The sequence below is a fragment of the Nocardia carnea genome, assembly GCF_029868855.1.
In the GTDB taxonomy this organism is placed as follows: Bacteria; Actinomycetota; Actinomycetes; order Mycobacteriales; family Mycobacteriaceae; genus Nocardia; species Nocardia carnea_A.
The window spans coordinates 1-19,543 of sequence record NZ_JARWOV010000066.1; the positions used below are offsets into that span (position 1 = coordinate 1).

General features: G+C 66.6%; 19 protein-coding genes. 8 read left to right on the top strand and 11 right to left on the bottom strand.

Annotated elements, in window-relative coordinates; all coding sequences use genetic code 11:
- Positions 1 to 249: 249 nt before the first annotated feature.
- Complete coding sequence (locus QH195_RS05695; RefSeq protein WP_280420358.1) at positions 250 to 1,506, bottom strand: cytochrome P450; 1,257 nt, start codon at positions 1,504 to 1,506, stop codon at positions 250 to 252.
- Positions 1,507 to 1,664: 158 nt separating this feature from the next.
- On the opposite strand from QH195_RS05695, the gene QH195_RS05700 reads away from it, so the two are divergent.
- Complete coding sequence (locus QH195_RS05700) at positions 1,665 to 2,828, top strand: steroid 3-ketoacyl-CoA thiolase (protein ID WP_280434572.1); 1,164 nt, start codon at positions 1,665 to 1,667, stop codon at positions 2,826 to 2,828.
- A gap of 432 nt (positions 2,829 to 3,260) precedes the next feature.
- On the top strand, positions 3,261 to 3,677 hold the full coding sequence (locus tag QH195_RS05705) for a helix-turn-helix domain-containing protein (RefSeq protein ID WP_019044759.1): 417 nt from the start codon (positions 3,261 to 3,263) through the stop codon (positions 3,675 to 3,677).
- Positions 3,678 to 3,910: 233 nt separating this feature from the next.
- Here QH195_RS05705 and QH195_RS05710 read toward each other — a convergent pair whose 3' ends face one another.
- The 5 genes from QH195_RS05710 to QH195_RS05730 form a co-directional block, all read right to left on the bottom strand.
- On the bottom strand, positions 3,911 to 4,933 hold the full coding sequence (locus QH195_RS05710; protein WP_280420351.1) for a hypothetical protein: 1,023 nt from the start codon (positions 4,931 to 4,933) through the stop codon (positions 3,911 to 3,913).
- Complete coding sequence (locus QH195_RS05715) at positions 4,930 to 5,442, bottom strand: ImmA/IrrE family metallo-endopeptidase (protein WP_280420357.1); 513 nt, start codon at positions 5,440 to 5,442, stop codon at positions 4,930 to 4,932. The genes QH195_RS05710 and QH195_RS05715 overlap by 4 nt, the downstream gene beginning before the upstream one ends.
- Positions 5,443 to 5,447: 5 nt before the next feature.
- Entirely contained in the window at positions 5,448 to 6,572 is a 1,125-nt protein-coding gene (locus QH195_RS05720) for a hypothetical protein (protein ID WP_280434573.1), read from the bottom strand.
- A 605-nt stretch (positions 6,573 to 7,177) separates the two neighbouring features.
- On the bottom strand, positions 7,178 to 8,089 hold the full coding sequence (locus QH195_RS05725) for an SDR family oxidoreductase (protein ID WP_280420349.1): 912 nt from the start codon (positions 8,087 to 8,089) through the stop codon (positions 7,178 to 7,180).
- A gap of 64 nt (positions 8,090 to 8,153) precedes the next feature.
- A complete protein-coding gene (locus QH195_RS05730) occupies positions 8,154 to 8,960 on the bottom strand; it encodes an SDR family oxidoreductase (RefSeq protein WP_280434574.1) in 807 nt (268 codons plus the stop codon).
- 66 nt (positions 8,961 to 9,026) lie between these two features.
- Here QH195_RS05730 and QH195_RS05735 point away from each other — a divergent pair, with 66 nt between their 5' ends.
- The 5 genes from QH195_RS05735 to QH195_RS05755 all read left to right on the top strand — a co-directional run bounded on the left by QH195_RS05735 (position 9,027) and on the right by QH195_RS05755 (position 13,600).
- Entirely contained in the window at positions 9,027 to 9,791 is a 765-nt protein-coding gene (locus QH195_RS05735) for an enoyl-CoA hydratase family protein (protein WP_280420356.1), read from the top strand.
- Positions 9,792 to 9,807: 16 nt separating this feature from the next.
- The gene (locus QH195_RS05740) at positions 9,808 to 10,689 is read left to right on the top strand and encodes a CoA transferase subunit A (protein WP_280420355.1); all 882 of its coding nucleotides are present in this window, start codon (positions 9,808 to 9,810) and stop codon (positions 10,687 to 10,689) included.
- On the top strand, positions 10,686 to 11,444 hold the full coding sequence (locus QH195_RS05745; RefSeq protein ID WP_280434575.1) for a CoA-transferase subunit beta: 759 nt from the start codon (positions 10,686 to 10,688) through the stop codon (positions 11,442 to 11,444). The genes QH195_RS05740 and QH195_RS05745 overlap by 4 nt, the downstream gene beginning before the upstream one ends.
- Positions 11,441 to 12,523, top strand: coding sequence for an NAD(P)H-dependent flavin oxidoreductase (locus QH195_RS05750; RefSeq protein WP_280420346.1), 1,083 nt, complete (start codon positions 11,441 to 11,443; stop codon positions 12,521 to 12,523). The genes QH195_RS05745 and QH195_RS05750 overlap by 4 nt, the downstream gene beginning before the upstream one ends.
- 210 nt (positions 12,524 to 12,733) lie before the next feature.
- The gene (locus QH195_RS05755; protein ID WP_280434576.1) at positions 12,734 to 13,600 is read left to right on the top strand and encodes a hypothetical protein; all 867 of its coding nucleotides are present in this window, start codon (positions 12,734 to 12,736) and stop codon (positions 13,598 to 13,600) included.
- A gap of 86 nt (positions 13,601 to 13,686) precedes the next feature.
- On the opposite strand, the gene QH195_RS05760 is transcribed toward QH195_RS05755, so the two are convergent.
- The 5 genes from QH195_RS05760 to QH195_RS05780 all read right to left on the bottom strand — a co-directional run bounded on the left by QH195_RS05760 (position 13,687) and on the right by QH195_RS05780 (position 17,863).
- A complete protein-coding gene (locus QH195_RS05760) occupies positions 13,687 to 14,628 on the bottom strand; it encodes an esterase/lipase family protein (RefSeq protein ID WP_280434577.1) in 942 nt (313 codons plus the stop codon).
- A gap of 121 nt (positions 14,629 to 14,749) precedes the next feature.
- On the bottom strand, positions 14,750 to 15,496 hold the full coding sequence (locus QH195_RS05765) for a DUF427 domain-containing protein (RefSeq protein WP_280434578.1): 747 nt from the start codon (positions 15,494 to 15,496) through the stop codon (positions 14,750 to 14,752).
- 93 nt (positions 15,497 to 15,589) lie between these two features.
- Complete coding sequence (locus tag QH195_RS05770) at positions 15,590 to 16,831, bottom strand: MFS transporter (RefSeq protein ID WP_280420342.1); 1,242 nt, start codon at positions 16,829 to 16,831, stop codon at positions 15,590 to 15,592.
- Complete coding sequence (locus QH195_RS05775; protein WP_280434579.1) at positions 16,828 to 17,298, bottom strand: MarR family winged helix-turn-helix transcriptional regulator; 471 nt, start codon at positions 17,296 to 17,298, stop codon at positions 16,828 to 16,830. The genes QH195_RS05770 and QH195_RS05775 overlap by 4 nt, the downstream gene beginning before the upstream one ends.
- A gap of 19 nt (positions 17,299 to 17,317) precedes the next feature.
- Positions 17,318 to 17,863: a TetR/AcrR family transcriptional regulator gene (locus QH195_RS05780; protein WP_280434580.1), complete on the bottom strand. Its 546-nt coding sequence runs from the start codon at positions 17,861 to 17,863 to the stop codon at positions 17,318 to 17,320.
- 148 nt (positions 17,864 to 18,011) lie between these two features.
- Between QH195_RS05780 and QH195_RS05785 the strand changes: the two genes are divergently transcribed.
- Complete coding sequence (locus QH195_RS05785; protein ID WP_280434581.1) at positions 18,012 to 19,232, top strand: cytochrome P450; 1,221 nt, start codon at positions 18,012 to 18,014, stop codon at positions 19,230 to 19,232.
- The last annotated feature ends 311 nt before the right edge of the window (positions 19,233 to 19,543 follow it).

The following is a 19,543-nucleotide window of genomic DNA, read 5'->3' on the forward strand; positions in this document are numbered from 1 at the left end:
GCCGGAACCGACCCCCACCGGCAGCACACCGGCGCCCTCCGGCCCGCGGGCCAACTGTGCGGCTCGGAAACCCGCCCACACGAAGAACCCCCCCCCCCTTCAACCGCTTCCCGCCGCACCCCTTGGTTGGGGGGGCCGAACTGTGGGCCGCGCCGCCGCCACAACGGCGCGGGCGCACACTCGATTCCGGTTGCCGGGCAAGCCCCGGACACCAGCGGTGCCCGGGGCCGCAGGCTCATGCCGCGGTGTTCAGCTCGCGGTCTGCCCCGTCACCGGGCAGGTCTTGTAGTCGACCTGGAATTCCTTGATGCCGTTGAGCCAGCCGGAGCGGAGCCGCCGCGGATCGCCCAGCTTGGAGATATCGGGCATATGGTCGGCGATCGCATTGAAGATCAGGTCGATCTCCAGCTTGGCCAGGTTGGCGCCGATGCAGTAGTGCGCCCCGGTGCCACCGAAAGCCACGTGCGGGTTGTCCTCGCGCATGATGTCGAACTTCATCGGGTTCTCGAAGACGTCCTCGTCGAAGTTCGCCGCCCGGTACACCATCAGCACCCGCTGGCCCTTCTTGATCTGGACGCCGCCGAGTTCGGTGTCCTCGAGCGCCGTGCGCTGGAAGGTGGTGATCGGGCTGGCCCATCGGATGATCTCGTCGGCCGCGGTCTTGGGGCGGTGCTTCTTGTAGAGCTCCCACTGGTCCGGGTTCTCCAAGAACGCGATCATGCCGTGCGTGATGGCGTTACGGGTGGTCTCGTTACCCGCGACCGCAAGCAGCATCACGAAGAATCCGAATTCCTCGGATTTGAGGGCTTCACCGTCGATATCTGCCTCGACCAGGGTGGTGACGATATCGTTGGCCGGGCAGGCCTTGCGGGCCTCGGCCATCGCATAGGCGTAGCCGAGCAGTTCGGTGGAGGCCTGCACCGGGTCCACATCGATTTCCGGATCGTCGTACCCGGTCATCTCGTTGGACCACGTGAACACCTTCATCCGGTCTTCTTGCGGTACGCCGATCAGTTCGGCGATCGCCTGCAGGGGCAGTTCGCAGGCGATCTGGGTGACGAAATCGCCCGACCCGGCCTCGGCCGCGGCCTTGACGATGGCCTCGGTACGCTTCGACAGCTCGTCCCGGAGCGAATTGATCGCGCGCGGCGTGAAGCCACGCGAGATGATCTTGCGCATCCGGGTGTGCTCGGGCGGGTCCATGTTCAGCAGGATGAAACGCTGCAGTTCGATCTGCTCGCGCTCGATATCGTCGTTGAACCGCGGCAGCGCTGTGTTCTCGTAGGTCGAGAAGACATCACTGCGCCGCGAGACCTCCTTGATGTCGGCATGCTTGGTGACGACCCAGAAGCCGTCGTCGTGGAAACCTCCGACCTCGGGCGATTTCTCCTGCCACCAGATCGGCGCGGTACGGCGGAGTTCGGCGAACTCCTCGACCGGCACCCGCTGCATGTACATATCGGGGTCCGTGACGTCGAACCCGTCCGGCAGGTTCGGCCGGCCCATGCGCGTATCCACCACCAGATGTCTCCTTCGACAAACTGAAACACGTTCTACAATCATTGAAGCACAGGCATAAGAACGAGGAAAGAAACCGGACTGAACTTACCTCCGCCCGCGTGCGGAACACGTTACAGTTTTTTGTCCGAAACGAAAGGTTCAAGATGGGCACACCCGTTATCGTCGAGGCAGCTCGCACCCCCATCGGTAAGCGCAACGGCTGGCTTTCCGGGCTCCACGCGGCCGAAATCCTCGGTCTCGCCCAGCGCGGACTGCTCGATCGCGCCCACCTCGACCCCGCCAAGGTCGAGCAGATCATCGGCGGCTGCGTCACCCAGGCCGGCGCCCAGTCCAACAACATCACGCGCACCGCCTGGCTCGCCGCCGGCCTGCCATGGCAGGTCGGCGCCACGACCATCGACGCCCAGTGCGGTTCGGCCCAACAGGCCAACCACCTCATCGCCGGCCTGATCGCCACCGATGCCATCGATATCGGAGTCGCGTGCGGCGTCGAGGCGATGAGCCAGGTGCCGCTGGGGGCCAATGTCGGCGACCAGGCGGGCCCGCGGCGACCGGCTTCCTGGGATATCGATATGCCCAACCAGTTCGAGGCCGCGGAGCGAATTGCGAAGCGGCGCGGTATCACTCGTGAAGATGTGGACGCACTCGGTGTCCGGTCACAGCGGCTGGCCGCCCAAGCCTGGTCCGAGGGCCGCTTCGATCGTGAGGTTCTCACGATCACCGCGCCGGTCGTCGACAAAGAGGGCAACCCGACCGGCGAGAAGCAGGAGGTGAGCCGCGACCAAGGGCTACGGGAAACCACCGCGGAGAGTCTGGCCAAGCTGAAGCCGGTACTCGAGGGCGGTATCCACACCGCCGGCACCTCCTCGCAGATCTCCGACGGCGCCGCGGCGGTGCTGCTCATGGACGAGAAGGCCGCCGAGCGCGAGGGCCTGCGACCGCGGGCCCGGGTGGTCACTCAGTGCCTCGTGGGCTCGGAGCCGGAGTTCCACCTCGACGGACCGGTACAGGCCTGCACCCGGTTGCTCGAGCGGTCCGGGATGAGCATCGAAGATATTGATCTGTTCGAGATCAATGAGGCTTTCGCTTCCGTGGCATTGTCGTGGGCGCAGGTCCACAAGCCGGATTTCGACCGGGTAAATGTGAACGGTGGCGCTATCGCGCTGGGGCATCCGGTCGGCTCGACCGGATCCCGCCTGATCACGACCGCCCTGCACGAGCTCGAGCGGTCCGATCGCACCACCGCAATGGTTCTCATGTGCGCCGGTGGCGCACTGGCGACCGGAACGATCATCGAACGACTCTGAGGCTCTGTCGAATTAGCGACGATGATCCAGCAGATCCGGGGTGTTAGTGCCCCTTCACAGGCGTACACCCCGGATCTCCGTAAATTCCACACGTAGGTTGAACGTTCATCTCACCGTTGAGCAGACGTGTCGTACGCCACACAAAGCGCTATACAGTGCCTCGGAAGGGGCATCAGCAATCCGAAGGCTACTCGCCACCCGCCCGGGAAGACCCCCGGGCGGGGCGGCTACCTGGCGGTATTAGGAGCCCACAAGTTCCGTGCGGGGTAACCCGCAAACGCGATACCGCGGTCCACTTCCCCGGATACAACCTAGAAGCTTCAAGGAAATCCTGAATCAGGCGTAGGTTTTCAGTTACTGAGCCGCTAATATCAATGATAGGTATCCGAGATAACGACTGTTAGTACAGTGAAGGGAATTGGGCGGCTCACAATGGCTGATTTCGCGGCGCGGCTGAACAAGCTGTTCGAAACCGTGCATCCCCCGGGGCGTAAGCCGCACACCAATGCAGAGGTAGCGGCCGCACTGACGGCATCCGGTCATCCGATCTCCAAACCGTATCTGTCGCAGTTACGGTCGGGTCAGCGGACGAATCCGTCCGACGAGACGGTCGCCGCCCTGGCGAAGTTCTTCAAGGTCAAGCCCGACTACTTCTTCAACGACATCTACGCCGCGAAGATCGACCACGACCTCGAACTCCTAGCGCAGCTACAGGGTTACGGGCTGCGTCGGCTCTCCAGCCGGGCCTTCGACCTCTCCGAGGAGTCGCAGAACCTGCTGACCTCCATGGCGGAGAAACTGCGTGCTAGCGAGGGTTTGCCAGAAATTCCTCCGGACGGCACGGAATAGAACCGGAAACAGGCGCGGTGCGATCCCCACCAGGATCGCACCGCGCCTGCTCCTGCCCGGAGGAAGCCGGCATACCGGCGGCAGCAGGGGAAGAATTTCCTACGGCAGCAGTATCGTCGAGTCTCGAGATCTACGGTGTCCGATAATCACGGTACCGACCATCCGGCATGATTCCCGCGCTGGGCCGAGTGTTATCACAGTGACGTAACGGACTCACCGCATACCTCCGGCAACTAACGAGAAGCGGGCTCAGGACGGGGCGTCTGGTCCGGTAGCGCATCGAAGGCCTGAGCGATCGCCTGTACCCAGCCGCGCGGGCTGATTCCCTCCGGCGGCGCTATCCATCGGGCATCCACCAGGGCCGGCCCCAGCGGATGTTTCGCCCATTCCGCAACGCGTTCGGCACGCCGGCCGATCGCCGCCGGGGGATCACCCGCGGCAGCGATCTCCACCCCGCCACCCGACTGCAGGTATAGCGCGTCCATGATCTGCGCGACCCGATCCGAGGCCTTGAGCTGGGTGGATGTCCCGGTCTCCTCCTGAACCACCTCCGGGAACCGCTTCACCATTACCTTGTGCAGGCTCTGCACACGGCGCAGCAGCAACCGCGCACGCAACCACATCTCGACCACGATCCACACCGCGCCGAACGCGATCAGCAGCGCGGCCACCTGCCACAGCGGCCACGCCCACGTCGGTTGCCCCGGCTCGGCGCCGGGGGCGCCGGTGAGGCCGCGCTGGATCTGACCGGCGGCCAGCCCGATCGCCAATGCGGTCCCGGCGATATAGATGGCGATACCGCGGCCGAGCGCCGTCCAACTGAGATTGCGCAGGCCGGTCACGACAATGAAGATCCCCGCCGCCGCGACGACGGCCCAGCCGATGATGAACGACCACAGCAGCGCGCCTACGATCGCCAGCACGCCGAGACCGTATATCCCCCAGGCGATCTGGCGCAGATTCCGGCGTGAAACCACCGGCCAGGCCGCGGAGGCGACCACCGAGGTGGCGGTGACGAACAACAACCAGGCACCGACGACCACGCCCTCCGACAGCAACCCACCCGCCAGACCGCCGGGCAGCAGATTGTCGATCGCCAGACCCACATCGGGTATCGCCGCGGTACAGGCCAGTGCCACGGCGGCGACGGCGACCACGATCGCCACCCGGGCCGTGGTCGCCGGTTTGACGAGAACCCGCCCCACCCGGGCGCCGGCGGCAACCCAAACCAGGAGGGCGGTCAACCAGAACGTCATCCCAGAGCCTCATCGAATCGAAGGACCGAGACGCCCGCGCCCCGGCTGTTGAAAACGCGCAAACGTGTCATCAGCATGGCGGCGAACGTTTCGGCCTCCCATTCGGCCTGGTCGTTCTCGCCGTCCTCGACGGCGGTCTGATGTGCACGCTGACTCAGCATGTACGCGATCAGATCGTCGCTCACCTCGAGCGTCACCTCGGTGGCCGGGGCGCCCTCGTGGTCGAAGACGATATGGCCCAGCTCGTGCGCGAGCGTATGGTCGCGACTCGGCAGCGCGCTGGCCAGCACGATGATGTCCTTGGCCGGGTAATACCGCCGCTGCCCGCAGACACCGGGGCCGAGATCGGCATCGGTGATCTCGATCGGCCGGCCCCGCTCGGCAGCCACCGCGTCCACCACCTGTTCCAGGGTGGTGGCATCGGCATCGGCGGCGATCGCGCAGACCGCGTCCACAGCGGCCGCGACGCGGCGATAGGCACGAGTACTTTGTGTTTTGCTCTGTGTCATCTCGATCACGCACCCGTTCCGAAGAATTCGGAGCGCGCGGCATCGATACGCGCCTGTGCCTGTGCGGCGCTCTGATAACTCATCACAGCCGAACCGCCCCCGGCGATGGCCAGCGCGATGAGCCCACCGATCACCGACAGCAACTTCGGCTCGGGCAGCAGGCCCTCGGCGCTGGTCGGCCGGACGGTGTGGTTCGGCGGTGCGGCGGCCACCGGCGGCGAGCTCGGCGCGGCAGGGGCGCCGGGTGCCGCGGGAGCCGGCGCGGCGGGAGCGGGAAGACCCGCGCCGACCGCGACGTCCACCGCGCTCGGCGCACCGGGGCCCGCGCCGGCGCCGCCTGGGGCCGGTAGTGCCAGCGGCGGACCTACCGGAGCCGGCGGTACCGGCGGCAGGGGCAACAGGAGAAGTAGCAGCGGGGCGGCCGAGCCGACACCGGCGGAACCCAGAGCAGCCGAACCGGTCGCAGCCGAACCCGCGGCAGCCGAACCCGTGGCCGCGGAACCGACTGCGGCCGAACCGAGCCCGGCCGAACCGGTACCGAGCACCCCGACCCCGGCCGAACCGAGCGCAGCCGAACCCGAACCCAGCACACCCACTCCGGCGGAACCCACCGCGGCAGAGCCGGTCCCGAGTACAGCGGAGCCGGTGCCGAGGCCGGCCGAACCGGTGACCCCCAGACCCAATCCGGCGGAACCCACCGCGGCCGAACCCGTTCCGAGCGCAGCCGAACCCGTTCCCGCGGCCGCGGAGCCGGTAACGGCCAAGGGCGCGAGCGCCGCCGAGCCGACCGCTGCCGAACCGGTGCCGAGAATCGTGCCGAGTGCGGTGCCGAGACCGATCGGGCCGACGGGTTCGGCGATATCGGTGGGTGCGGGTGCCGGCGCGGGTGGAACCGCAGCGCCAGCTGTCGGGCCGGTCTCCGCGGAACTACCGCGACCCGGGATATCCAGCGGTTGCCATTGCGCGACCTCCCCTGGCTCCGATCCGTTGCTCCCTGTGGCGCCCGGCGATCCGTCCGGCTCCGGGGCGGATGGAATATCGACCGGTACGGGCGGCGTATCACCCGGTGCGGGAGCGCCCGCACTGCCGGTACCGAGGCCCGGTCCCGGGCGGTCGCCCTCGGTCGGCACGGCTGCCCCAGGTGGTGCGGCTGCGTCATTCGGCCGGCCGGGAATCGCGAGGGGTGCGCTGGAGTCCGATTCCGGCCCCGCGTGACCGGGCGGCGTGGCCCCCTTGTCTCCGCTTCCGGTCGGCCCCTGCTCCACCTTGGGCGAGCGGCCCGGTTCGGCGGCTGCGTATCCCGGCCCCCCGAGTAGCGCCAGGCAACCAACCGCCCCGGCTACTGCGAGTAATCGCTTGCTGCGACCAACGGCCATGCGCCAGCCATCCCCTCGATCGATATTGCGGATCCCCCGGTGATGACGCCTTCCGGGCAGAACGAACAGATGGTTGCCCATGGTAAACCAGGGCCCTGACCGGCGCATAACAACGCGGCGAGACCGCAGCCGCCCCGCGCTCCACCGCTGGTGGAGCGACAGGCCACAGCGGTGATATCGCGATCGAGCATGGGATTACTCACAGTTACCGGTCGCCGGATCAGATAACTGAGCCGCCCGCGCACCGGCGGATTCCGGCCGATGGCCGGCGTTCTGTCGCCCGCCCGTTCATGAGCCGGGGCAACCCGGCGGGCGCGGACTCGACAATGCGGCCCGCCGGGTGCCGGGAGGGAAAGAGATTATGCCCCGTAAACCGGTTCCGGCGGGGTGCCCTTCGAGATCAGTTCCGCCACCACCGGGCCGAGTTCGGCCGGGTCCCAGCGGGTTCCGCGGTCCACCGGGACGCCGTGCCGCCAGCCCTCGGCCAGGGCGATACGACCGCCCTCGACCTCGAACATCCGGCCGGTGACCCCGGCCGATTCCGGACTACCCAGCCACACCACGATCGGCGAGATGTTCTCCGGTGCCATGGCGTCGAAACCTTCGTCCGGCTTGGCCATCATGTCGGCGAAAACCGTTTCGGTCATCCGGGTGCGGGCCGAGGGCGCGATGGCATTCACCGTGACGCCGTAGCGACCGAACTCGGCTGCCGCGGTGAGGGTCAGTCCGGCGATACCCGCTTTGGCGGCGCCGTAGTTACCCTGGCCCACGCTGCCCTGCAGGCCGGCGCCGGAGCTGGTGTTGATGATCCGGGCATCGACCGGACGGCCGGCTTTGGACTCCGCGCGCCAGTAGGCGGCCGCATGCCGCATGGTGGCGAAATGGCCCTTCAGATGGACCCGGACCACGGAGTCCCATTCGTCTTCGGCGAGGTTTACCAGCATGCGGTCGCGGACGAAACCGGCGTTGTTGACCAGGACATCGAGCCCGCCGAAGGTGTCCACGGCCTGCTGGATCAGCCGCTGCGAACCGTCCCAGCTCGCCACATCGTCACCGTTGGCGACGGCTTCACCGCCGGCTGCGCGGATCTCGGAGACCACCTGTTCGGCGGGCGTCTCCGCCGTCGATTCACCGCTCAGGCTGGTCCCGATGTCGTTGACCACAACCTTCGCGCCCGCGGCCGCGAAGGCCAGTGCATGCGCCCGGCCGATTCCCCGGCCGGCGCCGGTGATGATGACTGTCCGTCCGGCGCAGATGCCCTCGGTTGCCATATCCGTTCCTATCGTCGATGGTCGTAACTGGTGTTGTCGCGTCGGTGGCGCGGCGCCGGCCGCGTCAGGGCTGTGCGGTTTTCGCCGCTTCGGTGGAATGGGCGGCATTGGCGGCCGAGAGGAAAGCCGGCGGTTCGCCGCCGCCGTGGATCTGCAGGGTGGCCCCGCTGATATATCCAGCAAGCGGCGAGAGCAGGAACGCCACCCCGTTGCCGACGTCCTCGGGCCGTGCCAGGCGGCCCATCGGGATGGTCTGCCCGACCGCGGCTACACCGTCGGCGTCGCCGTAGTGCAATTCGGCGAGCTCGGTTTCCACCGCGCCGACGACCAATGAGTTGATCCGGACCCGGGGCGCCCATTCGGCGGCCAGCGAGACCGTGAGCGCGTCCACCCCGGCCTTGGCCGCACCGTAGGCCGCGGTGCCGGGTGAGGGCCGGTGACCGCTGAGGCTCGAGATATTGACGATCGACCCGCCGGTTTCCTGTTCGCTCATCACCGCATGTGCCGCCTGCGCGACGTGCAGGGCCGCGAGCAGATTCAATTCGATGATCTTGGTATGGAATTTCGGGCTGGCATCGGCCGCCAGCGCGTAGGGCGCTCCCCCGGCATTGTTCACCGCGGCGTCGAGCCGGCCGTACCGGTGCACGATCTCCGCGATCATCGCCCGCACCGCTTCGGCATCACGCACATCGCAGGGCAGGAAGTCGATGGCGCGCCCGTCCACCTCCACCGCTGTTTCCGCCGGCCGGCGGGCGCAGGCCACCACCGTCGCACCGGCGGACAGCAGAACCCGGCTGATACCGGCGCCGACACCGCGGACGCCTCCGGTTACCAGAACGACGCGATCGGACAGGTCGATTTCGAGTGCCACCGTGTTAACCTACCAAGCAATTGCTTGCTTAGCCAAGATGCTCGAGAATGCGAGATGGGATACGCGATGGGGATCACCCGCCATTCGGAATCCGCCGGTATCGCCGTGGTCACGGTCGACTATCCGCCGGTCAACGCCATACCCTCGGACGGCTGGTTCGCCCTCGCCGACGAGATCCGCGCCGCGGGCCGCGACCCGCAGACCCGGGTGGTCGTGCTGCGCGCGGAGAACCGGGGCTTCAACGCCGGCGTGGATATCAAGGAAATGCAGCGCACACCGGGCCACCAGGCGCTCATCGACGCCAACCACGGCTGCTTCGAAGCTTTCGCCGCCGTCTACGACTGCCCGGTCCCGGTCGTCACCGCGGTCCAGGGCTTCTGCCTCGGTGGCGGTATCGGCCTGGTCGGCAATTCCGACATCATCATCGCGTCCGAGGACGCCACCTTCGGCCTGCCCGAGGTCGACCGCGGCGCACTCGGCGCGGCGACGCACCTGTCCCGGCTGGTCCCCCAGCACCTCATGCGCGCCCTCTTCTTCACTGCGAGCACGGCCACGGCCCAGCAACTGCACCACTACGGCTCGGTGCTGAAGGTGGTCCCCCGCGAAGAGCTCGATGCCGCGGCGCTCGAGGTCGCCAAAGACATCGCCGCAAAGGACGGCCGGGTGATCCGCGCCGCCAAACGCGCGCTCAACGGTATCGACCTGCAGGACGTGCACCGCAGCTACCGCTTCGAACAGGGATTCACCTTCGAACTCAACCTCTCGGGCGCCTCGGACGAGATCCGCGAGCGGTTCGACGAAGACCTGGCAGCGCAGAAGGAAAAGAACTGACATGGAGCAGAAAACCATGCGAGACAAGCGGAAAACGCTGGACGAGATCGTCGGCGAACTGCGCAGCGGAATGACGGTCGGCATCGGCGGCTGGGGGTCGCGGCGTAAGCCGATGGCCCTGGTGCGGGCACTGCTGCGCACGGATGTCACCGACCTCACCGTGGTCACCTACGGCGGTCCCGACCTCGGCCTGCTGCTTTCGGCAGGCAAGGTCCGCAAGGCCTACTACGGTTTCGTCTCCCTCGACTCGGCGCCGTTCTACGATCCGTGGTTCGCCAAAGCCCGCACCTCCGGGCAGATCGTGGCCCGGGAAATGGACGAGGGCATGCTCAAATGCGGGCTGGAAGCGGCCGCCGCGCGGCTGCCGTTCCTGCCGATCCGCGCGGGCCTCGGCTCGGACGTGCCGAATTTCTGGGACGGCGAACTGAAAACCGTCACCTCGCCCTATCCGGGTCCGGGCGGTGATCCGGAAACCCTGATCGCCATGCCCGCACTGAACCTCGATGCCGCGCTGGTGCACCTGAACATCGGTGACGCGCACGGTAATGCCGCGTACCAGGGCGTGGACCCCTATATGGACGACCTGTTCTGCATGGCCGCCGAGAAACGCTACCTCTCGGTGGAACGCATCGTGGATACCGAGGAACTGGTGAAAACCGTTCCACCACAGTCGCTGCTGCTCAACCGCATGATGGTCGACGCGGTGGCCGAAGCGCCGAACGGCGCGCATTTCACCCTCGGCGGGGAAAGCTACGGGCGCGACGAGAAGTTCCAGCGCCATTACGTCGAAGCCGCCGGATCGCCGGAGACCTGGCAGACCTTCGTCGACACCTACCTCAGCGGCTCCGAAGACGACTACCAGGCCGCCGTCGCACGATTCAAGGAGGAGCAGGCGTGACCAGCACCGACACCATCACCCGGGCCGAGGTGTGCGCGATCGCCTGCGCCGAGATCTTCCGCGATGCCGGGGAGATCTTCGCCAGCCCGATGACGCCGATGGCACAGCTGGGAGCCCGGCTCGCGAAACTCACCTTCGAACCCGATCTGCTGCTCTCCGACGGGGAGGCGTTCTTCCTCGCCGAAACACCGCCCATCGGCGGTAAGGCACCGATCGAGGGCTGGATCCCGTTCCGCAAGGTGTTCGATGTACTGGCCTCGGGCCGCCGCCATGTGGTCATGGGCGCCAACCAGATCGACCGCTTCGGTAACCAGAACCTCTCCGCCTTCGGCCCACTGCAGCAGCCGACCCGGCAGATGTTCGGGGTCCGGGGTGCGCCGGGGAATACGATCAACCACCCGACGAGCTATTGGGTTGCCCGGCACACCAAGCGGGTTTTCTGCGACAAGGTCGATATCGTCGCGGGCATCGGCTACGACAAGATCGATCCCGACAACCCTGCCTACCGGTTCATGAAGGTCCACCGTGTGGTGACCAACCTGGGTGTTTTCGATTTCGGCGGGCCCGGCCACACCATGCGCGCGCTGAGCCTGCACCCCGGCGTCACCGCCGAAGAGGTCGCGGAGAACACCTCGTTCGAGATCGCCGACCTGGGCACCGCCGGAGAGAGCCGGCTGCCGAGCACAGAAGAACTGCGGATCATCCGCGAGGTCCTGGATCCCAAGAAGATCCGCGAGAAGGAGGTCCCGCAGTGACCCCCCGGCTGCGGACCCCGCTGACCGAACTCGTCGGGATCGAGCATCCCGTCGTCCAGACCGGGATGGGCTGGGTGGCGGGCCCGAGCCTGGTCTCGGCCACCTCCAACGCCGGCGGTCTGGGCATCCTGGCCTCGGCCACCATGACCTACGCCGAGCTGGAAACAGCCATCGCCAAAACCAAGGCGCAGACCGATAAACCGTTCGGTGTGAACATCCGCGCCGACGCCTCGGACGCCCCCGAGCGGATCGACCTGCTGATCCGCGAGAACGTGAAGGTCGCGTCGTTCGCGCTGGCACCGAAAAAAGACCTCATCGCGAAGCTGAAAGATGCCGGCGTTGTGGTGATTCCGTCCATCGGCGCTGCCAAGCACGCGGTGAAGGTCGCGTCCTGGGGCGCCGACGCGGTGGTCGTCCAGGGTGGTGAAGGCGGCGGCCACACCGGCCCGGTCGCAACCACCCTGCTGCTGCCGTCGGTACTGGACGCCGTCGATATCCCGGTGGTCGCGGCCGGCGGATTCTTCGACGGGCGCGGCCTGGCCGCCGCCCTCGCATACGGCGCCGCCGGTGTGGCCATGGGCACCCGCTTCCTGCTCACGCAGGAGAGCAGCGTCCCGGATTCGGTGAAACAGGAGTATCTGCGTCGGCAGCTGGGGGAAACCGTGGTTTCCACCAAGGTCGACGGGATGCCGCACCGGGTACTCAACACCGAACTCGTGCAGAAGCTGGAGAATTCGGGCCGGATCCGCGGACTCACCGCGGCAGTCGGTAACGCGACCCGGTTCAAGAGCATGACCGGGATGAAATGGTCGACCATCGTCCGCGACGGCCTGGCCATGCGCAAGGCCAAGGATCTCACCTGGTCGCAGGTGATCATGGCGGCCAACACTCCGATGCTGTTGCGCGCCGGGCTGGTCGAGGGCAATACCGAAGCCGGTGTGCTGGCGGCCGGCCAGGTGAGCGGGATCCTGGACGATCTACCGACCTGCCAGGAGCTCATCGACCGCATCGTCACCGACGCGGTCGACCGGATCGGTACCCTCGCCGCCCTGCCCCAGGGCGCCGAATCGTCGAACTGACTCGGAAACAAGCACAGGCCCCGCCCCATTTGTGGGGCGGGGCCTTGTCGTGCAGCACGGTCGGCGCAAATGTCGTCGATCAGGCCCGCTGAACCGGTCCCGGACCCTGCGGTAGTCGGTCAGGTCCGGGACATCGGGCACACTTCGCTCCGCATGACCGAAACCGCTGTGCCCCAGGCGCTGTCGGTACCGAGCACTACCGTGCCTGCTATGCCTTCGACCCCGCATGAAGTGGTGATCGACATGTTCACGGAGAGACCGGGTCTGGTCGCTCCGCTACTGTCCGCACTCGGCTGCGAATTACCCGACTACGACACCGTGAAAACCCGATCGGAGAGAGCCGCGGTTGTGGCGCCCACCGAGTACTACGCCGACGCGGTGGTTGCGTTCGAGCGTGGCGGTGCGACGGTGCTGGCAGTAGTAGTAGAGATTCAATTACGCCGTGACCAGGACAAACTTTGGTCCTGGCCGGTGTACACGGCGTCGCTGCGGGCGCGGATGAAGTGTCCGGTGTTGCTGTTGATCGTCTGCCCGGACAACGGCACGGCGAAATGGGCGAGCCAGCCGTTGACATTTGGCTACGGCAGCCCATCCACCACATTGCGGCCGTTGGTCCTTGCCCCTTCCTCGGTTCCGGTCGTCACTGATCCGGACGTGGCGACCGAACTGCCGGAGCTGGCCGTGCTGTCCGCGGTGGCCCACCCACAACACCCCGACCACACTCAGATCTGGCGGGCATTGGCCGCGGGTTTTCGAACTCTCGGGGAAGACCCCGCCCTGCGATATCATGATTTCATCCTGACGATGCTGCCGCGCGCTGTTCGTCCTGCTTGGGAGGCTTTTATGTCCACCGGTCTGCGTGACTACAACTTCACCAGCGACTTCGCCCGCAAGTACGTCGCCGAAGGTCGAGCGCAGGGCGAAGCCGATTCGATCCTGACCGTTCTCGACGCCCGCGGAATCGACGTACCGGAGCAGGTGCGAGAAACGATCAGTTCCTGTGATGACCTCGACCAACTGCAGAAGTGGCTGCGGCGAGCCCTGGAAATCAACCGGGCTGACGAGCTGTTCGACTGACGTGGACGGCGCACCCGCGGCGCCGAACCGACCACCCCGAGGTCAGAATCACCGGCTCGAGAGTGCGGCCAGACCGTCTTCGGCGCTCAGAAGGACGCACCCGAGAATGGAGCGGCGCGGTCGCAGGGTACGGGTTGCGGATGCTCGGGGTCGAGGGCGTTGAGGACGAAATAGGCCGCACGGCGTGACCCGGCCACTCCCGCGTGGTCCGTGTAATCGGTGGTGCACCCTTCCTGCACCACGATGTTGTGGACGTTGCTACCGCCCGATGGCAGACCGGAAGCGAACGGAACGATCAGTTCGTCGTATTGCGTGGCGATATTGGTGTATTCGATCTCGGGCAGGTAGTACCCGCCCGCCCGGATCGCTTGCATGAACGGTGAACCGGGATCCAATTCGGCGCACGCGTGACAGATCGGAAAGTGCTCAGGTTGTATCGCGAGCCGCCGGGCGAGTGGCAGAATGATGTCCGCACCGGCCACGGTGGTGCCGTTCCAGGCGGGAGCCAGTGAGACATATTTATCGATTTTGTCCCTGCCGCCGAGGTACTTCGCGTAGTAGGCCGGCATCACCGTTCCCTGCGAATGGCCCACGATGTCCACCTGGGACGCGCCTGTCGCGGCGAGGACTCCGTCGACGAAAACGCCCAACTGGCGGGCACTCTCGGTGATATCGCCCATTCCCCCGACTGCCGTTGCCGGCCACGGCAGTCCGGCCGGAGCGCCGTAGGTTATGGAGAATACGCAGTACCCTGCATTTTTCAGCAACGGAACGTAGGCACCCCAGTTGGTCTGTTGCGATCCTCCGGTGCCGTGAACCAGCACCACCGGGTCGGGGTGCTCGGGCGAGGGTACGCACGCGTAGTCGTTGGACCCGGGCAGTGAACCGCCTGGGTTCAGGAGCTCCGGTGCGATACCGGCGAAGAAATTGAAATCGACGGGAAGTTCGTCGGCGCCGGCTGTTCCGGCTCCGGCGACCACCACCAGCCCTGTCACCACCGCACCGAAGACTGCCAGGAGCTTCCTCATACGCGGAACCTAGCAAATGCTTGGTGGACGCAGGGCGGTTTCGGACCCTCGGTCGCCACCATCCGTGCCGGATGATCAGTCGCCACGCTGCCCCTGAGTCTCGGCGGCGTGACCTGTTACCTCAGCCGAACGGCGTCTCCGGACGTTCCTGTAGTTCGTCGTCGATGTACAGATCCACCTTCTCGTTGTAGAAGCAGGCCAACCCGGCGATCTTCTGACTCTCCGGGGTGGGTGTGCGGTAGATCCAGACCAGGTCGGGGTATTCGGTGCCGCCCACTTCGATGTTCCAGTAGTCGGCGTTGCCCTTGTACGGGCAGCTGGTGTGCGTATCCGACGGCCGCAACAGATCCATTCGGATATCGGTGAGCGGCAGGTAGTACCGGGCGGGCAGGCCGGTTTCGAACAGGATGCGGGGCGTTCGCGAATCCGCGACGGTGACGCCGTCGATCTCCACCCGTACGCGGCGGGAACTGGCAAGGATATCGACGCGCGAGTACGGGTCGCGTGGGTGGACGTAGATCGGTTCGTCTTCCTCGAACCACTCGTCCATCGCGTTCCACTCCAGCCGCACCAGTTCGCTCAGCTGCGCGGAGTCCGGATAGATCCGGGCGGCTCCGACCGCGACCGCACCGTCGACCACGACGTCGTATCCGACCCCGGCCCCGCGCCGCCGCGAGGGGTGGGTGGTGCCGTCCGGTTCCAGTTTCGCGCGCAGGTCGGCCACCGGGATGTAGTAGGCGGGGTAGTAGGGAATCTCCCACACCAGCGCGGGCCGGACGGTATCGGCGACCAACTGCCCGCCGAAGTAGACCCGCACCCGCTTCTGGATCGTCTCGACCCGGACCTCGTCTCGCTGCGCCTCGGTCATACTTCTCGAGCCTACGCCGGGCGTAGCCGGGCCCGGACGCAAAAGGCAGGCCCCGCCGGTCGGCGGGGCCTGCGCGGCGACCTCTTGTGAAGGTCAGTCTCCGACCGTGACCGCCTGCGCCTCCTCCACACTGTGCGGGGCGGGGTCGTGGTCGTCGATATGGGCGAGAGCCTTCCGGCCGGCCAGCAGGACGACGACACCCACAGCGGTAAACGCGGCACCCAGCCAGAACGGCAGCGAAATGCTGGTTTCGCCGAGTTTGCCGGCCAGCCACGGCGCGGCGGCACCGCCCGCGAACCGGACGAAGCTGTAGGCGGCGGACGCGGTGGAGCGTTCCACCGGCGCGGAGATCATGACGGCCTCGGTGATCAGAGTGTTGTTCACACCGAGGAACAGTCCCGCGACGACCACCCCGGCGATCAGTACCGGCTTGTGCTCGGCGAACAGTGCCATCACCGCCAGGTCGGCGGCGAACAGTCCGACCGCGAGCGCGATCATGGGCAGGGTGCCGAATCGCGCCTGCAGTTTCGGGGCGATGAACACCGAGGAGATCGCGAGCAGGATGCCCCAGCCACAGAAGATGAAGCCGATCGCGTAGGTGCCCATATCCAGCGGGAACGGGGTGTAGGCGAGCAGGGTGAAGAAGCCGAAGTTGTACAGCAGCGCGGTGATGCTCACGACCAGTAATCCGCGATGGCGCAGCGCCTTGAAGGGTGCGGCCGGCGAGGTGGGTTTCGCGGCGCGTGGCCCTTCCGGCAGCAGGACGACGATCGCGACGAATGCGATGGCCATCAGCACCGATACCCCGAAGAAAGGACCGCGCCAGCTGATTCCGCCGAGCAGCCCGCCCACCAGCGGTCCGGTGGCGATACCGATACCGAGCGCGGCCTCGTACAGGATGATGGCCCGCGCGACCCCGCCGCTGGCGGCGCCGACGATCGTGGCGAGCGCGGTGGCGATGAACAGGGCGTTGCCCAGGCCCCAACCGGCCCGGAAGCCGACGATCTGCCCGACCGTATTCGACAGTCCGGCCGCCGCGGCGAAGACGATGATCAGTGCCAGACCGGCGAGCAGCGTTTTCTTCGCCCCGAAGCGGCTGGAGACCACGCCCGTGACGAGCATGGCGATCCCGGTGACGAGCATATAGCTGGTGAACAGCAGAGATACCTGCGACGGAGAGGCGTTGAGCTGTTCACCGATGGGTTTGAGGATCGGGTCGACCAGGCCGATACCCATGAAGGCGATAACGCTGGCGAAGGCGACCGCCCAGACCGCTTTCGGCTGTTTGGCGTCGGTATCGGTCGGTGCGGGGGCCGCACTGGTCGTGGTGCTCATAAAGGTGTCCTCGGTTGCGAATCCTGTTCGGCTGTGGTTTCGATCGCCGCCAGCAGGTCGTGGAGATCGCCCGCCATGCGGCGCAGTCGTTCGGGGTCGAATCCGGCGAGCCGATCGCTCAGTGTGTGGCGCATGGCCGACCGGAAGGCGGCGAGCCGGGCACGCCCGGCGGGGGTCAGTTCGACGAGTACGCCGCGGGAATCGCCGGGGTCGCGGCGCCGCGAGGCATATCCCTGCGACACCAGCCGGCCGATCAACGCGGTCGCGCTGGGTTGTGACGAGCGATCGATCCGGGCGAAATCCCCGACCCGCAACGCACCGTGATGGTCGAGTACCGCCAGGGCGCGCACCGTGGCGCGGGGCAGATCGTCGGCGCTGTTCTCCCCGACCGATCGCGTGAGCCGTCCCGCGGTGACGATCAGGTCGACGACGATGTCGTCCTTCTCATTCACCGGGTACGGCTGCACTCCAATATTGTTACATAGGCTAACTATCTATTTCCAGACCTGCCGGTGGGATACCCGCCACATGCCGCAACTGGGCAAGGAAGGTCGCGCGGTCGTCGCCCCGGACCACATAGTGGCAGGCCGCGAGACGAATGATCGCCGCGGCTACGATATCGGCGTTGTCGCCGGCGACCATGGGCCGGATGAGGTCACGCATGACCGGCATCACGCGGGTCAACTCGGCCAGGACATGGTCGGGTTCCACATCGACCAGCCTGGCCAGCGAGTACGACTGCTGATGGTCGACCATGTAGCGCAACGCCGCGTCCAGCCGGGCGGCGCCGGTGAGGCCCGCGGTCGCGGTCGCGAAGGCGTCCTCCGTGTTCTGCTGCTCGAATCGGCCGAAAGCGGCGAGCAGTTCCTCCTTCGAGGAGAAGAATCGATACAGCGTCGGCCGCGAAACCTTCGCCGTCGCGGCGACATCGGACAGGCTCAGTTTGCTGTGGCCGTGCCGGCTCAGCACCTCGAAAGTCGCCCGCAGGATCCGCGTCCGGGTCGACCCGTTCGAGCTCTCTTCCGGTGCCATTTACATCCTTTACACTTTTTGTAAGTTATGTAACACTCTATCGGTACCGCACCGATCGGTCCGACAGCTTTCCACAGGTCGGCAAGCCACCCCGGACAGCTCGACGCGGCACGTTCCATCCAGCTCCAGCTGCATCGAGGTGAGTCCGATGACGGACACCCGTGTTCCGGGCGAAGAGATCGACTTCGACCCGTTCTCCGACGAATTCTTTCGCGATCCGCACGATATCTACCGGCGCCTACGCGCGCAGGTGCCGGTCCATTTCAATCAGACCTACGGCCTGTGGGCATTGTCGCGCTACGCCGATGTCGCACCCGGGATGAAGGATTTCGCCACCTTCTCCTCGACCGAGGGCATCACCCTGGATATGGCCCTGAACCCCGACCAGCCCAAACCGGCCACTCCCATGATCATCATGATGGACCCGCCCGAGCACACCCGGATGCGCAACCTGGTACGCAAGGTGTTCACCCCGCGCGCGATAGCGGAACTGGAGCCGATGATCCGGGAAATCATCGACTCCTGTATCCGTCGGCTACCCAACGGGGCGTTCGATGTGGTGACCGATTTCTCGACCCATTTCCCCATCGAAGTGATCAGCTCCATGCTCGGCGTGCCCGAAGCAGACCGGGCCCGGTTACGGGAACTGCACGCGATACCCCTGGAGCGCCGGCCCGGGGAAACCGGTATGCGGCCCGAAGCGAAACAGGCGCTGGCGGAGGCCGGACGGTACCACTTCGAACTGATTCTGGAACGACGGGCCCGCCCCCGCGACGATATGATCAGCCGCCTCATCGAGGCCGAGGTCGACCGCGGTGACGGCGTGACAACGAGGCTCACCGACGGCGAAATCGCCGGTTTCGTCTCACTACTCGGCGGTGCCGGTGCCGAAACGGTCGCGAAACTCATCGGAACCGCCGCCGTGCTCTTCGCCGACCACCCGGAACAGTGGCAGGCCATGCGCGCCGACCGGTCGAAAATTCCCGGAGCCTTCGAAGAGGTACTGCGCTATGACGGGCCGGTGCAGTACGACCTGCGCTACACCCGGCGCGATGTGCACCTACACGGCCGGACCATTCCCCAGGGCAGCCACGTACTGATGCTGCTGGCCTCGGCCACCCGCGACGAGAACGCCTTTCACGAGGCCGGCCGGTTCGATATCGAGCGGGCGCACTCCGGGCACAACCTCGGTTTCGGCTACGGCATCCACAGCTGTCTCGGGGCCGCCCTGGCGCGGCTGGAAGGCCGGATAGCGCTGGACGCCCTGCTCGATGTGATGCCCGAGTACACCCTGGACCGGACGGGCCTGCGCCGGGCGACGACAACGAACGTGGCCGGTTGGGCGAACGTACCCGTCCGGGTGGGCTGAGGCGCCGACCGGCGGATTCGCCGCCACCCCGGCACAAGGCGTTGCGGCTTCGCCGAGCCGAACACAACCAGCGGCGCAGCCGAGTTCGGCGAGGCCCCGAAACCCGGGGGGGCCCCCGCCCCCCCAAAAAAAAAGCCGGGGGAGGTTGTGGGGGGTGGGGGGGGCCCCCCCGGGGAGCGGGGCCACGGTCAATATCGACAACCAGTGGGAGCTGGAAACGCTGGCCGGCCTCGCCCGGCCGGAGGCGCCCGTCCCGGTGCTGCTGCGGGTCAGCGGATTCCCGGATTCCCGGCCGAGCCGGTTCGGTATTC

What these genes read in the sequence shown, in the direction of transcription:
- QH195_RS05770 (WP_280420342.1), bottom strand. Translation starts at nt 16,831, where the DNA reads ATGAGCACCACGACCAGTGCGGCCCCCGCACCGACCGATACCGACGCC.
- QH195_RS05725 (WP_280420349.1), bottom strand. Translation starts at nt 8,089, where the DNA reads ATGGCAACCGAGGGCATCTGCGCCGGACGGACAGTCATCATCACCGGC.
- QH195_RS05705 (WP_019044759.1), top strand. Translation starts at nt 3,261, where the DNA reads ATGGCTGATTTCGCGGCGCGGCTGAACAAGCTGTTCGAAACCGTGCAT.
- QH195_RS05785 (WP_280434581.1), top strand. Translation starts at nt 18,012, where the DNA reads ATGACGGACACCCGTGTTCCGGGCGAAGAGATCGACTTCGACCCGTTC.
- QH195_RS05695 (WP_280420358.1), bottom strand. Translation starts at nt 1,506, where the DNA reads ATGGGCCGGCCGAACCTGCCGGACGGGTTCGACGTCACGGACCCCGAT.
- QH195_RS05780 (WP_280434580.1), bottom strand. Translation starts at nt 17,863, where the DNA reads ATGGCACCGGAAGAGAGCTCGAACGGGTCGACCCGGACGCGGATCCTG.
- QH195_RS05755 (WP_280434576.1), top strand. Translation starts at nt 12,734, where the DNA reads ATGCCTTCGACCCCGCATGAAGTGGTGATCGACATGTTCACGGAGAGA.
- QH195_RS05765 (WP_280434578.1), bottom strand. Translation starts at nt 15,496, where the DNA reads ATGACCGAGGCGCAGCGAGACGAGGTCCGGGTCGAGACGATCCAGAAG.
- QH195_RS05715 (WP_280420357.1), bottom strand. Translation starts at nt 5,442, where the DNA reads ATGACACAGAGCAAAACACAAAGTACTCGTGCCTATCGCCGCGTCGCG.
- QH195_RS05735 (WP_280420356.1), top strand. Translation starts at nt 9,027, where the DNA reads ATGGGGATCACCCGCCATTCGGAATCCGCCGGTATCGCCGTGGTCACG.
- QH195_RS05740 (WP_280420355.1), top strand. Translation starts at nt 9,808, where the DNA reads ATGCGAGACAAGCGGAAAACGCTGGACGAGATCGTCGGCGAACTGCGC.
- QH195_RS05760 (WP_280434577.1), bottom strand. Translation starts at nt 14,628, where the DNA reads ATGAGGAAGCTCCTGGCAGTCTTCGGTGCGGTGGTGACAGGGCTGGTG.
- QH195_RS05710 (WP_280420351.1), bottom strand. Translation starts at nt 4,933, where the DNA reads ATGACGTTCTGGTTGACCGCCCTCCTGGTTTGGGTTGCCGCCGGCGCC.
- QH195_RS05700 (WP_280434572.1), top strand. Translation starts at nt 1,665, where the DNA reads ATGGGCACACCCGTTATCGTCGAGGCAGCTCGCACCCCCATCGGTAAG.